Annotated in this window: 10 protein-coding genes; 3 read left to right on the forward strand and 7 right to left on the reverse strand. The window is 63.8% G+C overall.

The genetic code is table 11. The features are described 5' to 3' along the window. Positions 1–1,953, reverse strand: a complete 1,953-nt coding sequence (locus ACOOE2_RS11900; RefSeq protein WP_420383214.1) for a sulfotransferase — start codon at positions 1,951–1,953, stop codon at positions 1–3. Between the two features lie 130 nt (positions 1,954–2,083). Further along, a complete protein-coding gene (locus ACOOE2_RS11905) occupies positions 2,084–4,642 on the reverse strand; it encodes a TonB-dependent receptor plug domain-containing protein (RefSeq protein ID WP_420383215.1) in 2,559 nt (852 codons plus the stop codon). Between the two features lie 357 nt (positions 4,643–4,999). Between ACOOE2_RS11905 and ACOOE2_RS11910 the strand changes: the two genes are divergently transcribed. From ACOOE2_RS11910 to ACOOE2_RS11920, 3 genes are all read left to right on the forward strand, one after another. After that, entirely contained in the window at positions 5,000–6,355 is a 1,356-nt protein-coding gene (locus ACOOE2_RS11910) for an amidohydrolase (RefSeq protein WP_420383216.1), read from the forward strand. 135 nt (positions 6,356–6,490) lie between these two features. Continuing rightward, entirely contained in the window at positions 6,491–7,030 is a 540-nt protein-coding gene (locus ACOOE2_RS11915) for a heme NO-binding domain-containing protein (RefSeq protein WP_420383217.1), read from the forward strand. Beyond that, entirely contained in the window at positions 7,018–9,051 is a 2,034-nt protein-coding gene (locus tag ACOOE2_RS11920) for a putative bifunctional diguanylate cyclase/phosphodiesterase (RefSeq protein ID WP_420383218.1), read from the forward strand. Before ACOOE2_RS11915 ends, ACOOE2_RS11920 begins: the two co-directional genes overlap by 13 nt. Before the next feature lie 187 nt (positions 9,052–9,238). On the opposite strand, the gene ACOOE2_RS11925 is transcribed toward ACOOE2_RS11920, so the two are convergent. From ACOOE2_RS11925 to purU, 5 genes are read right to left on the reverse strand one after another with little or no spacing between them, the layout of a single operon-like run. Continuing rightward, on the reverse strand, positions 9,239–10,171 hold the full coding sequence (locus ACOOE2_RS11925) for an electron transfer flavoprotein subunit alpha/FixB family protein (protein ID WP_420383219.1): 933 nt from the start codon (positions 10,169–10,171) through the stop codon (positions 9,239–9,241). Position 10,172: 1 nt separating this feature from the next. After that, positions 10,173–10,919: an electron transfer flavoprotein subunit beta/FixA family protein gene (locus ACOOE2_RS11930; protein WP_420383220.1), complete on the reverse strand. Its 747-nt coding sequence runs from the start codon at positions 10,917–10,919 to the stop codon at positions 10,173–10,175. A 13-nt stretch (positions 10,920–10,932) separates the two neighbouring features. Next, positions 10,933–12,312 carry an L-serine ammonia-lyase gene (locus tag ACOOE2_RS11935; protein ID WP_420383221.1) on the reverse strand — a complete coding sequence of 460 codons (1,380 nt, stop codon included), beginning with the start codon at positions 12,310–12,312 and terminating at the stop codon, positions 10,933–10,935. 36 nt (positions 12,313–12,348) lie between these two features. After that, positions 12,349–12,846, reverse strand: coding sequence for a prolyl-tRNA synthetase associated domain-containing protein (locus ACOOE2_RS11940; RefSeq protein ID WP_420383222.1), 498 nt, complete (start codon positions 12,844–12,846; stop codon positions 12,349–12,351). Next, positions 12,843–13,700 (reverse strand): formyltetrahydrofolate deformylase, encoded by an 858-nt coding sequence (purU, locus tag ACOOE2_RS11945; protein WP_420383223.1) that lies wholly within the window; start codon positions 13,698–13,700, stop codon positions 12,843–12,845. The genes ACOOE2_RS11940 and purU overlap by 4 nt, the downstream gene beginning before the upstream one ends. Between the last annotated feature and the right edge of the window lie 102 nt (positions 13,701–13,802).

Consider the following 13,802-nt stretch of genomic DNA (forward strand, 5'->3'; position numbering starts at 1 on the left):
CTATGCGCGCCAGGTATCCAAGGCATCGCCCAGCCCTGCGGCCAAAGGCGCCAGATGCGCCTCGAACGCGCGCCATTGGTCCAGCCCGCTGCGATAGATCGGCTGGCGCACCTGTTCCGAGCTGACGGTGCGTACGGCGCGATCGTTTTCGAAAAACCGCAATGTCGCCGGATCGAAGGCCAGACCCAGCCAATCGAGCAAGGCGCGCACTTGCCCCTCGGTATCATCGACCAGATCCTCGTAGATCACCGTACGGACATTGACAGGCGCCAGCCCGCGAAAATGCCGCATCATCGCCAGGTAATGCCGATAATACGCGGCCAGGCTACCCAGATCATAAGTGAAATCCTGGCCCTGGGCGAACAGTTGCTTGAAGCAGGAAAAGCCCGATGCCATCGGATACCGCCGCGCATCGATGATCCGCGCATGCGGCAGGATCAGGCGGATAAGCCCGATATGCCGGAAATTGTTGGGCATCTTGTCGATGAATCGCGCTCGTCCAAGTCGGCGGTGGATCACGGTATGCGCCAGATATTGCGCGCCCCATTCGTGCAATGTGGCCGCAGGCGTGTCGGCCAGCGCGGCAAGCCCGCCAGCGCGTGTGATCGTTTCGGCGAGCGCGGGAATGAACGGCAATTCCATCGTTCCCTCGATCGCGGGATGGCTCGCCAAAATCTGTTCGAGCAGCGTCGATCCCGATCGCGGCAAGCCGACCACGAAGATCGGCGCGGGATCGGGATCGCCCCAGTCGGCCCGTTCGGCCATGAAGGCGGGGGTAAACACCGCGCGATTGTCCGCGAGTTCCGCAGTCCAGTCCGGCAAAGGCACCTGCTGATGCTGCCGCACCAGACCGGCGCCAAGCTGATACAGTGCGAACGCGGCATCGATATCGCCCGCATCTTCGGCACAGCGACCCGCCGCATAGGCGACATGCAGCCGATCTTGCGCGGGCAGCGGCCGGGCCAGGAGCCCGCGCATCACAGCCTCGTCGGCTTGGGTAAGCGCGCCCACTTTGAGGTTGGCCAGGCTCCACCACGCCTCGCCCGTGGCGGGCCGCAAAGTCAGCGCACGACGATAGGCACGGATCGCCGCGTCGCGCATGCCGGCTGTGCGCAAGGCGTGGCCATGATTGATCGCGATGCTTGGATTGTCGGGAAACTGATCGGCGAGGCCCGATTGTATCGCCTCTGCGCCATGGTCATCGCCAAGCAGACCGAGACAGGCCGCCTGCAGATTGCGGTAGGCCGGACTATCGGGGTCGCACGCCAGCAATGGCGACAGTTCGGCGAGCGCAGCCTGGCCATTGCGGCGCAGAAACAGCGCACGCGCCAGATCGAACCGCGCCAGGGCAAAATCGGGCCGGATCTCCAGCGCGTGGCGCAACAGCACTTCGGCTTCATCGAACGCACTGGCGACGATGTAGCAGCATGACAACAGGCGCAACGCCTCGGTATCGCGCGGCCGGCTTTGGCAGATCGGTTTGAGAAACGCTTCGGCCCGGTCGTGCTGACCCAGCACAATCCATTCCGCCGCCTGTCCCAAGGCCGGATCGGTCTGGCCAATCCGTGCGAGCGCCGCCTGCGCTCTGCTCTCCTGCGCTGTGTCCCCCCGGGCAAAGGCAAGCGCTTCGATCGCGCGCCAGGCATCTTCCAGCGTGGGATCGAGGCCGACTGCGGCGTCCAACTGCACCGCGGCGTCATCGGCCCGGTGCAGGACCAGCAGGCACGCCCCCAGTTCATACCGGGTGCGCGCGGCACTCGGCCAGGCTTTTGCCAGATCGAGCAGCAACGGCACGGCTTCGTCGATCCGGCCGAGCCGCCGCAACGCCGAAGCCAGGATCAGGCGCGGACGCGGATCGGCCGGCGCGCGGGCCACAAGCGTACGCGCGGTTCGTTCCGCCAGCGCAGGATCGGTGGCCAGCATCGCGGCCGCCGTTTCAAACGGATCACTCATCACCAGGCTCATAGACCGCGGTTACGCCAAAGGAAAAGCCGGGCCGGGATCAAACTCCCGGCCCGGCCCCATTGTTTGCGATCAAGGCGCGGCTTGCGGCCGAAACCGGTACCTCTCCCCGATCCACGGATCAGAACGTATAGGCGATCTTGGCGTAATAATACCCGCCGTTGATTCCCCACGGCGTGAACGAAACCGGCGCATGATAGACGTTGCCGTTCAGCGGACGCCCGCCGCCCGGCGAGATCGGCAGCGTTGGCGCCTGCTTGTCGAACAGGTTGTTCGCGCCCACATCGATCCGGAACCGCGGCGTCAGCTTGTAGCCGACATCCAGATCGGTAATGGCGGTCGTACCGATTCTCACCAGTTCGGCATTCGCGCCCTCGCCCGATCCGTCGGGGCTAAGATGCTGGCTGGTCGTGCCATAGACCGTTTCGCGCAAGTTCACAGACAGACGGCCATACGTCCACAAGGCGTTGGCAATGACTTTCACGCGCGGCGTTGCGGTGGTGAGGCCATCGATCGCATTGGTGGTCAGCAGTTCGGTCTGGCCGGCGTCGGAATTGTAGACCGATGCTGGCAGGCCGACGATGCTGGTGATCTTGGTCTCGTTGTAGTTTGCGCCCAGCGACCAGTCGACTTTGCCGGCCGAACCGAAATCGCTGGCATAGCTTGCGGTGCCTTCGATGCCGCGGGTGCGCGTATCGGCACCGTTGGAGAAGATGTTGATGCCCGAATAGCTGGTTGCATCGGCCAGCGAAACGCCGCGCGAAATCAACGCGTTCTGCACCGCCTGCGAAACGATGTGACCGTTCGCATTGCCCATTGCGGTCGTATAGCCGGAGTTGAACCCGTAAAGGTTGCCTGACGCAACGATGCGGTTGCGGATCTTGATCTGGTAGGCATCAACCGTGATCTGCAACTTCGGCACGGGGTGAGCGACAAAACCCGCCGAGAAGTTGGTCGATTTTTCCGGCTTGAGCTTGGGAAAACCGAGCAACTGGGCGGCGGACGAATTCGGCGGCAACTGGCCGAACGTGGTGCCGGGGCCAACGTTGACCGACGAGTAGTATTCTTCAGCCAGCGTCGGCGCGCGGAAACCGTTGGAGATGGTGCCGCGAATGGCGAATTCGGGCGCGAAGTCATAGCGCGCATTGAACTTGCCCGTGGTGACGCCGCCAAAGTCGGAGAAATGTTCGTACCGGCCGGCGCCGTCAATATGCAGGCCCGCGATCGGATCGACCGAAACATCGATATATCCGGCATAGGCCGTGCGGCTGTAGCCGCCGGCATCGGTCGGCGCAAAGCCGGGATAGGATTGCGCGCCGCCCAGAATATACGACGTGTATTCGCCCTGACCGATCGAATACTGATCCTTGCGCCCTTCGGCACCGAGCGCCAGTGTCAGCGGCTTGGCCAAGCCGAGGTCGAATTGACGGGTGAGGTCGAAATTGCCCGCCCACTCGCTGTTTGCCAGCGAACCGTCGAAGAAATTGCGTTGCAGGCCGGTCAGCGGCGTCGTGCTTGCCGACTGTTCCTGGGCAAAGATACCGGGGTTTGCCGAATTGAGCGTGGCCAGATTGACCGAATCGCGACCATAAGTTGCCGACAGGTCGTAGGTCCACTTGGCGATTTCGCCCTTCATGCCCGCAGTCAACGAGAAATCTTCCTCGCGAATGCTTTCCAGCGGTTGGAAACCGAGCGGCAGGGGATAGACGACCGTCTCACTGCCCTGGGGTGTGCCCGCAATCTTTGTCGGATTGCGATAATTCTCGTACGACCGGGCGTTACGATTGCCATAACTGCCAAAGGCATAGAGATGCGCCTCGGGCGCAATGTCGTAGCCTGCATTGAACGTCAGGTTGTACAGCGAATAGCGGGCGTCACCGTTGATGGTGTTGACCCGCGGGAAAAACGGATTGGCCTTGAGGCCGGAAACAATCACCGGATTGGTGGCAATGATGTTGCAATTGGTGTCGAAATACCGGCGGTCGCACCCGCCATGCTGGGTGAAGTCGTGGAATTTGTATTCACCGGTGACGTTGAAGAAACCATTTTCGCCCAGTTTGAAGCCGAAATTGGCGCTGGCCGATGCCGTCTTGCCGCCATGCTCGTAATCCTGGCCACCCGTCGCGCTGAGCGAACCGCCATGGTCGGCGCTTTTGGTGATGATGTTGATCACGCCGGCGATGGCGTCCGAACCGTATTGGGCCGATGCGCCGTCGGTCAGCACTTCGATGTGCTGGATTTCGCCGACCGGCACAAACGACAGATCGGTCGTTGCGCTGCCCGAATAGGGGCTGCCGCCGAGCACAGCCAGGTTTGCCGTGGTATGCCGACGCTTACCGTTGATCAGGATCAGCGTGTCGTTCGGGCTGACCCCGCGCAAGGCGGCAGACAAGGTGAGGTTGGCGGTATCGCCGCCGAAAGCGTTGAAATTCAACGAAGGTAGCGCCTGGGCGAGGACCTGCGTCAGATCCTGCTGCCCGGTGTTCTGAATAGCCGCCGTGCCCACTAGCTGGATCGGAGCGGCGCTGTCGGCGGCGCGCGTGCCGGTGGTACGCGTACCGGTGACGATGATGTCCGCCGCGGCGGGGACATCTGTGGCAGGCGCTGGTGCGTCCTGAGCATGCGCAGCAAATGGAGCCACCAGGGCGAGTGCCGACGTGCTGATCAGAAATTTCTTCATGCAGTTTCCCTCATTGTCTTGTTCGCTGGGTCCGGCCGTGCCGGACCAAATCCGTGCGTCCCCCCGGACGCTTTCGGATCATGCTGTGTGGCTAGTCATCACGAACCGTACCGGGATATGCGCGTAACGGCGTATAGGGGTCGTGCGTGATCGAGCTTTTGCATCAAAATCACGGAATTTGGCCATTTTGCGCGTGTTGTATAATTATTACACAAGCTGCAATTCGACATCATTCTGGTTACAAGTCGGCGCTGGTGCACCGGTTCGGGAAGCTGCGACCGCACTGCGCCAACTGTTGACGCCGCACGCCGGGACCGGCACTTTGCGCCGGTATCTCTTCGCCAAAAAGGTTGCCCGATGCCCAAGAGCCTGTTGCTGGCCGCCGCCGCGCTGTTCCCGATCGTCACGTCTGCTGCGCATGCTGCCGCTCCGGCGCCACCCCCTGCCGCCGGCCCGGGATCGGAAAAGACCGCGATCGATGCGGTGATCGACCGCAACTGGTCCGATCTCGACGCGCTGTACATCGATCTGCACAGCCATCCCGAACTGGGCTTTCAGGAAAATCGTACATCGGCGCTGCTCGCGGCGCGGATGCGCAAGCTTGGCTTTGCCGTCACCGAACATGTCGGGCGCACCGGGGTCGTCGCCGTGCTGAAGAATGGCGAGGGGCCTGTCGTGCTGGTGCGCACCGAGATCGACGGGCTGCCGATCGAGGAAAAAACCGGCCTTGCCTATGCCAGCCGCGCGCAGCAGACCGGCGCCGACGGCACGCAGACATTCGTCGCGCACGCCTGCGGCCATGACAACCATATGGCTTGGTGGATCGGCACCGCCGAGGCCCTGCTGGCGATGAAGGACCGCTGGCACGGCACGCTGGTGTTCATCGCGCAACCGGCAGAAGAAATGGTCTCGGGCGCCAAGGCGATGCTCGCCGATGGGCTGTTCACGCGGTTTCCCAGGCCCGACTATGGCTTTGCCGCGCATGTCGATCCCAGCCTGGCCGGCACTGTCCATGTCAAGCAGGGTCCGACGACATCGGCGGTCGATACGATCAATATCCGCTTCATCGGCGTGGGCGCGCACGGGTCGATGCCCGATCGCAGCATCGATCCGATCGTCGAGGGCGCGCATTTCGTCACCGATGTGCAAAGCGTGATCGCGCGCGAGAAAGACCCTTGGAAATTCGGCGTGGTCACCGTGGGCGCGTTCCACGCCGGGGCGGTGTCGAACATCATTTCCGATCATGCCGACCTGCAACTGACCTTGCGCTCGTACGATCCCGATGTGCGCAAGGTGATCAACGAGGGCGTCGAGCGCACCGCCCGCGCCGAAGCCGAAATGGCCCGCGCCCCCGCGCCCGAAATCCGCCACACGTTTACTGCCAGCCCGGTGATCAACGACCCCGCGCTCGCCGCCGCAACGGCCGCGCGTCTGGTCGCCGGCCTTGGCGCAGACAAGGTCATGCTGGTGCCGGTGGCCGCGCCCGGCTGGACGGCGAGCGAGGATTATTCAGAATTCGTCACCGCCGGCATGACGCACTCTGTCTACATGTCGATCGGCGGCGACACCCAGGCGACGATCGACAGGTACAAGGCCGAGGGCAAGCCGCTGCCGGTAAACCATTCGCCGTTGTTCGCCCCCGATCACACGATCGCGATCCGCACCGGCATCGAGGCGTTGACGCTTGCCGTCCTGGGCGTGACCGGGGGGTGAAGGTCCCGCGTGGTTCTCCACGCACGTTCGTCACGAACCGGGGGGGGGTTAAAGCATTTCCCCCGCCCACTCCGCAATTATCCGCCCTGCCGCGTTAAGCCGCTTTCGACCACGTTGCCGGCATGACCGTACCCGATGAAGGGTATCATTTTCAACTTGCTGGAAGAGGTGGTGACTTCGGCTCACGGCGCGATTGCCTGGGCCGATCTGGTCGATGCGGCCGACGTCGGCGGCGCCTATACGTCGCTGGGTTCGTATCCCGATGCCGAATTGCTGGCGCTGGTCGATACCGGCGCGGCGGCGCTGGGCCTGACTGCGGCGCAAGTGCTGCGCTGGTTCGGGCGCAGCGCCATGCCGCTGCTGTCGGTGCGTTTCGCGCACCTGTTTGCGCCCCATGCCAATGCGCGCGCCTTTGTTTCCAGCGTCAATGCCATCATCCATCCCGAAGTGCGCGTGCTATACACAGGCGCGGCCTGTCCGCATTTTCATTTCACCGATCGCGCTGATGGCACGGTGATGATCGGGTATCAGTCGCCGCGCCGACTATCCCCGCTGGTGGAAGGCTTTGTCGAAGGTGCGTCCGATCATTTCGGCGAAATCGTCATGATCGAGCATGTGGCGTGCATGCATTCGGGGGCGCCGCTGTGCCGGATCGTGGTGCGGTGGCCGCATTGAAATCCGTACCGATCGATATGCCGCTGCCGGTCGACGCCCGGCTAGGCCAGCTGGAGCGCCAGCTCGCGCGCGAGCGCAAGGCGCGCCAGGCGGCAGAAGCCATTGCCGAAGCCGGTCTGCGCGCGCTGTACGAAAGCAAGCGGTCGCTCGCGTTGCTGCAGCGGATCACCGATCGCGCCAACGACAGCGACACGCTGACCGATGCAGTGGCTTTTGCCCAGGCCGAAATCTGCGCAGAAATGGGCTGGGATTTCGCGAACGCCTATCTCGTGTTTTCGATGATGGAGGCGGTTCCGTGCGACTGCTGGCATGTCGCCAATCCGTCGCACATGATGCCGTTCATCCACGCGTCGCGCACGACCACGTTCCAGCGCGGCGTCGGCCTGCCCGGGCGCGTGCTCGCCAATCCGCAGGCGCACTGGATACCCGATGTGCGCGCCGACGAGAATTTTGCACGGCGCGAGGTCGCAATCGCCTGCCACATCGTCGCCGGATGCGCGTTTCCGGTGATGGCGCGCGGCGAAGTCGTGGCGATATGCGAATTCTTTTCGCGCAAGGCGGTCGAGGCAAGCGAGCCGCTGATCGAGATCCTGGCGCAGATCGGCATCCAGCTGGGCCGTGTCGCCGAACGCGAGACCGCCCGCGAAACGCTGCTGCGCGATGCGCAGCACGATCCGCTGACGACATTGCCCAACCGCGTGCTGTTGCACGAGCGCGCGAGCAGCGCGTTCAAGCGGCTCGGTCCCGACCGCTGCGGATTGGCCGTGCTGGTGATCGATCTCGACGGGTTCAAGGCGGTCAACGACAAATTGGGCCACGATGCAGGCGATGTGCTGCTGGTCGCGACCGCGGCGCGGCTGCGCGATGCCATCGATGGAACCGTCGGCGGCGAAAGCGTCAGCCGCGCGCTGGGTAGCGAACGTTACGCCGGGCTCGAACGCGCGCGTCGCACGCGCGCAACGCTTGCACGCACCGGCGGCGATGAATTTGTCGTGCTGCTGGAAAACGTCACCGACGACGCGCTGCCCCGCGCCGTGGCCGAGGCGCTGCAGGCCGAACTCGCGCTGCCGTTTTCGATCGGCCGCGACGAAGTGGCGATCGGCGCGTCGATCGGCATTGCGCAAAGCAACCCGACCTATGGCGATTACGACGCCGTCCAGCGCGATGCGGACCTGGCGATGTACGAGGCCAAGGCAGCGGGCCGCGCGATGACGGTGACGTTTACCGAAACGATGGGCACCGTGGTGCGCCAGCGGATGGCACTGGAACGCGATTTGCGCGGCGCGATCACCGAAAACCAGTTCGTGCTGCATTATCAGTCGATCGTCGATCTGAAGAGTGGCCTGATCAAGGGGTTCGAAGCGCTCGTGCGGTGGCAGCATCCGCAGCGCGGGCTGGTACCGCCCGGCGATTTCATCCCGACCGCCGAGGGAACCGGGCTGATCGTATTCATCGGCGACTGGGTGCTGCGCGAGGCGTGTCACGCGATCGCCCGGCTCCATGCGCGAATGACCTGGGGCAAGATCGATCCCCCGTTCGTTTCGGTGAACATCGCCCCGCAACAATTCCTGCAGCCCGATTTCGTGCCGTATCTGCGCACCGTGGTGATGGAAACCGGGGTGCCGGCGCGATGCCTGAAACTGGAAGTGACCGAGGGCGTCGCGGTGCTCGACGCCGACCGCACCCGCCGCGTGCTCGAGGAATGCCGTGATATCGGCGTGCGCGTCGCGCTCGATGATTTCGGCACCGGGTATTCGTCGCTATCGTACCTGCATTCGCTGCCGTTCGACATCATCAAGATCGACCGTGCGTTCGTTGCGGTGATGGATCAGCCAAAGAGCCTGAAGATCGTGCACACTATCCTGGACCTGGCCATCAACCTGGGGTTGCGCGTGGTCGCCGAAGGCATCGAAACGGCCGAACAGCAGGCCGCGCTGACCGCGCTGGGCTGCGAAATGGGCCAGGGGTTCTGGCTGAGCGTGCCGATGGAAGAGGCCAGAGCATTCGCGCTGCTGGCGTGAATCCGCCCCCTTGGGGGAGGGGGACCGCGCGCAGCGTGGTGGAGGGGCGGTGCCTCATGGTGCCAACGCATGTAAGTCGCGCCCACCCCGCCAGCGTAGCAGCGCGCCGCTGCGACGGTGCGTCCGGCCGCCCGGCCCCTCCACCACGGCTTCGCGTGGTCCCCCTCCCCGTTCCGGGGAGGATTGGTTACAGCTTGCTCACCAGTTCGGGCACGGCGGTGAAGATGTCCGCGACCAGGCCAAGGTCCGCGACCTGAAAGATCGGCGCGTCTTCGTCCTTGTTGATCGCGATGATCGTCTTGCTGTCTTTCATGCCCGCCAGATGCTGGATCGCGCCCGAGATGCCGACCGCGATGTAGATCGCCGGCGCCACGATCTTGCCCGTCTGCCCCACCTGGTAATCGTTGGGCACATACCCCGCATCGACCGCCGCCCGGCTCGCGCCGATCGCCGCGCCCAGCTTGTCGGCCAGCGGCGTGATCGTCGCGGCAAACGTCGCGGCGTCTTTCAGCGCACGCCCGCCCGACACGATGATCTTGGCGCTGGTCAGTTCGGGCCGTTCCAGCTTGGCGATTTCCGCGCCGACATACGTCGACAGCCCCGCATCGGTCCCGGCCGCAACCGCTTCGACCGGCGCATTGCCGCCCGTCGCATTGGCCTTGGCAAACGCGGTGCCGCGCACGGTGATCACCAGCTTGGCATCGGTCGATTCCACGGTGGCAATCGCATTGCCGGCGTAGATCGGCCGCGTGAACGTCTTTGGCCCTTCGACCGACAGGATGTCCGACACTTGCGCCACATCGACCAGCGCAGCCACGCGCGGCGCGACATTCTTGCCCGTCGTGGTGGCAGGCGCGACGAACACATCGTATTCGCCCAGCAGCCCGGCGATCAGCGGCGCGACGTTTTCCGCCAGCGCATGGGCATAGATCGCATCATCGGCCTTGAGCACTTTGCTCACGCCTTCGATCTGCGCAGCCTCTGCCGCAACGGCATCGACGCCAGAGCCCGCGACCAGCGCAACCACATCACCCAGCTGCGCCGCAGCCGTCACCGCCGACAGCGTCGCGTCCTTCACCGACGCGCCATCGTGTTCGACCCAAACGAGGACCTTGGTCATCTCAGGCAACTCCCAGTTCTTTGAGCTTGGCAACCAGCGCATCGACATCGGCGACCTTGATCCCCGCCTGGCGCACCGGCGGTTCACCGACTTTCAGCGTCTTCAGGCGCGGCGTCGTGTCCACGCCGTAATCAGCGGGCGTCTTGGTCGCCAGCGGCTTCGATTTCGCCTTCATGATGTTGGGCAGCGAGGCATAGCGCGGCTCGTTCAGCCGCAAGTCCGCCGTGATCACCGCCGGCAGCGTCAGCTTGACCGTTTCCAGCCCGCCATCGACTTCGCGCTTCACGACAACGCTGTCACCTTCGACGCTGATTTCGTTGGCAAACGTGCCCTGCCCGCGACCCAGCAGCGCGGCAATCATCTGCCCCGTCTGGTTGCTGTCGTCGTCGATCGCCTGCTTGCCGGTGATGATCAGGCCCGGCGCTTCTTCATCCGCAATCGCCTTGATGATCTTGGCCACCGCCAGCGGCTCGACCTGGTCCTCGGTCGAGACCAGAATGGCCCGGTCCGCGCCCATCGCCAGCGCCGTGCGCAGCGTTTCCTGCGCTTTTGCAGGGCCCACCGACACCACCAGCACTTCGGTCACCACGCCCTTTTCGCGCAGGCGCAGCGCTTCTTCGACCGCGATCTCGTCGAACGGGTTCATGCTCATCTTTACGTTCGCAAGATCGACACCCGTGCCGTCCGCTTTCACGCGCGGCTTCACGTTGTAATCGATCACACGCTTTACCGTCACCAGCGCTTTCATCGGATCAATCCCTTCAGCATTCAACAACATTTACAGCGAGGCCGCCTTGCGACGTTTCCTTGTATTTGTCACGCATATCAAAGCCGGTCTGGCGCATGGTTTCGATAACCTTGTCCAGGCTGACCATATGCGTGCCATCGCCCAGCATCGCCAGGCGCGAGGCGTCGATCGCCTTGACCGCGCCCATCGCATTGCGTTCGATACACGGGATCTGCACCAGCCCGCCGACCGGATCGCAGGTCAGCCCCAGATTGTGCTCCATCGCGATTTCGGCGGCGTTTTCCACCTGCCCGATATTGCCGCCCAGCACCGCGGTCAGCGCGCCCGCCGCCATCGAACACGCCACGCCGACTTCGCCCTGGCACCCGACTTCGGCGCCCGAGATCGAGGCATTGCGCTTGTACAGCGCGCCGATCGCCGCCGCGGTCAGCAAAAACGTGCGCGTATCCGCCTTCGTGCCGCGATAGCAGCGCAGATAATAGCGCAGGACCGCAGGGATGATTCCCGCTGCGCCATTGGTCGGCGCGGTCACGACCGAACCGCCGGCGGCGTTTTCCTCGTTCACCGCCATTGCCCAGATGTTGATCCAGTCGAGCACCGCCAGCGGGTCGCCGATCGTCGTCTGCTGCTGCACCGCCAGTTCGCGCGTCAGCGCCGCGGCGCGGCGCTGCACTTTCAGCCCGCCGGGCAGCACGCCTTCGTTGCGGCATCCGCGATCGATGCATTGCGCCATCGCGTCGGCGATCTTGTCGAGCCCGGCCTCGACTTCGGCCAGTGGCATGCGCGCCAGTTCGTTGGCGAGCATGATATCGGCAAACGACAGGTTTTCGCGCGCGCCGATTTCCAGCAATTCGTCGCCCGACGCGAATTCGTACGGCACCACCGGCGCCAGATCGCCCTCGCGCATATTGCCCAGCGCTTCGTCTTCATCCAGCACGAAGCCGCCGCCGATCGAGTAGTAGAACCGCTCGTCGATCACCGCGCCCGATGCGTCATGCGCGATCAACGCCATCGCATTGCTGTGGAACGGCTTGCGCTCGCGCTGATAGAAATGGATGTCATCCGCCGGCGCAAACGCAACTTCGCGCGCGCCCATCAATCTGATCCGGCCGCTGTCGCGCACGCCCATCACGATCACCGGCACCTGGTCTGGATCGACCGTCGCCGGCACTTCGCCCGCCAGCCCGAGGATCACCGCGCTGTCGGTCGCATGGCCCTTGCCGGTCAACGCCAGCGAGCCATACAGTGCAACCTCGAGATGCGCGACGCTGTCGATCAGTCCGCGCTCCTGCAGCCGCTCGCCAAAGCGCCGCGCGGCGACCATCGGCCCGACCGTGTGCGAGCTCGATGGCCCGATACCGATTTTGAAAAGATCGAAGACGCCGGAAATCATGGATGTGTACCTTTGCGTCCTGATTGGACTGGGTGTTTAGGCCGGGCGTTCGGGGATCGCAACGATCAGCGGTTGATGGCCCCATTGCGTCAGTGCCGTAACGAGCTGCGCACCGCGCAACCCGATCGTCGCGGTGTTACGTAACGGGTGAACATGGACCATTGCGGCGTCAGCCAACGCCGCATCGAGCACCACGCGCACTGTGCGGTCCGTATCGTTGATCGCGGCCAGCGGCGTCACCGCGCCCGGCGTCACGCCGAGCAGCGCGGCCATGTCCTCGGCCTTGCCGAAGCTCAATTTCTTCGCGCCGATCACCGGCGCCAGCGCTTTGAGATCCACACGCGTCGCCTGGTCGACCGTGACGAGGAAAAACGAGCCGCCGGCGTCTTTCAGAAACAGGTTCTTGGTATGCGCGCCAGGCAGCGCGGCGTGCACCGCCTCGCTGTCCTCGACTGTAAACACCGCTTCGTGCTCCAGCGCGGTCCATGCGATGCCCAGCGCCTCGAGCTCCGCATAAAGCTTCGTCTCGTTCATTTGAACACCACGGTGCGGCTGCCATTCAGCATCACGCGGTGCTCGCAATGGGCTTTGACTGCGCGGGTCAGCACGCGGCTTTCGGTTTCCTGGCCTTGCGCGATCAGGTCCTCGATCGTGTCGGCATGGTCGACCATCGACACATCCTGCGCGATGATCGGGCCTTCATCGAGATCGGCGGTCACATAATGCCCGGTCGCACCGACCAGCTTCACCCCGCGCTCCCACGCTCGGTGATACGGCATCGCGCCCTTGAACGCGGGCAGCGAGGAATGGTGGATATTGATCACGCGCCCCTCCAGCTTGCGACAGGTCGCGTCGGACAGCACCTGCATATAGCGCGCCAGCACGATCAGATCGACCTTCTGCTCGTCGATCATCGCCATCATCGCCGCCTCTTGTTCGGCCTTGTTTTCGGGCGTGACCGGCATGTGGAAAAACGGGATGCCTTCGTGTTCGGCGCGGCGCTGCCAAGTCGTGTGGTTCGACACGATGCTGGTGATCTCGATCGGCAGATAGCGCGTCGCGGTGCGATACAGCAGGTCGTTGAGGCAATGCCCGCCCTTGCTGACCATGATCATCGCGCGCAGTTTCACGCGCACATCATGCACCTGCCACTCCAGGTTGTACGCGGTGGCAACCGACAGAAACGCCGTGCTGAACTTTTCGCGCGTCAGCCCTTCCGGCCCGGTGAACGCGATCCGCATGAAGAACCGCCCGCTATCCGCATCGCCGAACTGCGCATTGGTGACGATGTTGCAATCCTGCGCCGCGATCGACCCGGCGATCGCCGCCACGATCCCCTTGCGATCCACACACGACACCAGCAGCACGAAATCGGGTTTGTCGGTCATTTGCGGCGATGCTCCAAGTATTGCCCGCGCTGTCTATGCCTTGCGAGGCGGAACGGGAATTGTCTTGGCATTGGATAAGAAGGAATGATATATAGGTTAAGG

Origin of the sequence: Novosphingobium sp. (assembly GCF_965214355.1) — a bacterium.
Classification (GTDB): Bacteria; Pseudomonadota; Alphaproteobacteria; order Sphingomonadales; family Sphingomonadaceae; genus Novosphingobium.

What these genes read in the sequence shown, in the direction of transcription:
- ACOOE2_RS11930 (WP_420383220.1), bottom strand. Translation starts at nt 10,919, where the DNA reads ATGAAAGCGCTGGTGACGGTAAAGCGTGTGATCGATTACAACGTGAAG.
- ACOOE2_RS11940 (WP_420383222.1), bottom strand. Translation starts at nt 12,846, where the DNA reads ATGAACGAGACGAAGCTTTATGCGGAGCTCGAGGCGCTGGGCATCGCA.
- purU (WP_420383223.1), bottom strand. Translation starts at nt 13,700, where the DNA reads ATGACCGACAAACCCGATTTCGTGCTGCTGGTGTCGTGTGTGGATCGC.
- ACOOE2_RS11915 (WP_420383217.1), top strand. Translation starts at nt 6,491, where the DNA reads ATGAAGGGTATCATTTTCAACTTGCTGGAAGAGGTGGTGACTTCGGCT.
- ACOOE2_RS11905 (WP_420383215.1), bottom strand. Translation starts at nt 4,642, where the DNA reads ATGAAGAAATTTCTGATCAGCACGTCGGCACTCGCCCTGGTGGCTCCA.
- ACOOE2_RS11900 (WP_420383214.1), bottom strand. Translation starts at nt 1,953, where the DNA reads ATGAGTGATCCGTTTGAAACGGCGGCCGCGATGCTGGCCACCGATCCT.
- ACOOE2_RS11925 (WP_420383219.1), bottom strand. Translation starts at nt 10,171, where the DNA reads ATGACCAAGGTCCTCGTTTGGGTCGAACACGATGGCGCGTCGGTGAAG.
- ACOOE2_RS11935 (WP_420383221.1), bottom strand. Translation starts at nt 12,312, where the DNA reads ATGATTTCCGGCGTCTTCGATCTTTTCAAAATCGGTATCGGGCCATCG.
- ACOOE2_RS11910 (WP_420383216.1), top strand. Translation starts at nt 5,000, where the DNA reads ATGCCCAAGAGCCTGTTGCTGGCCGCCGCCGCGCTGTTCCCGATCGTC.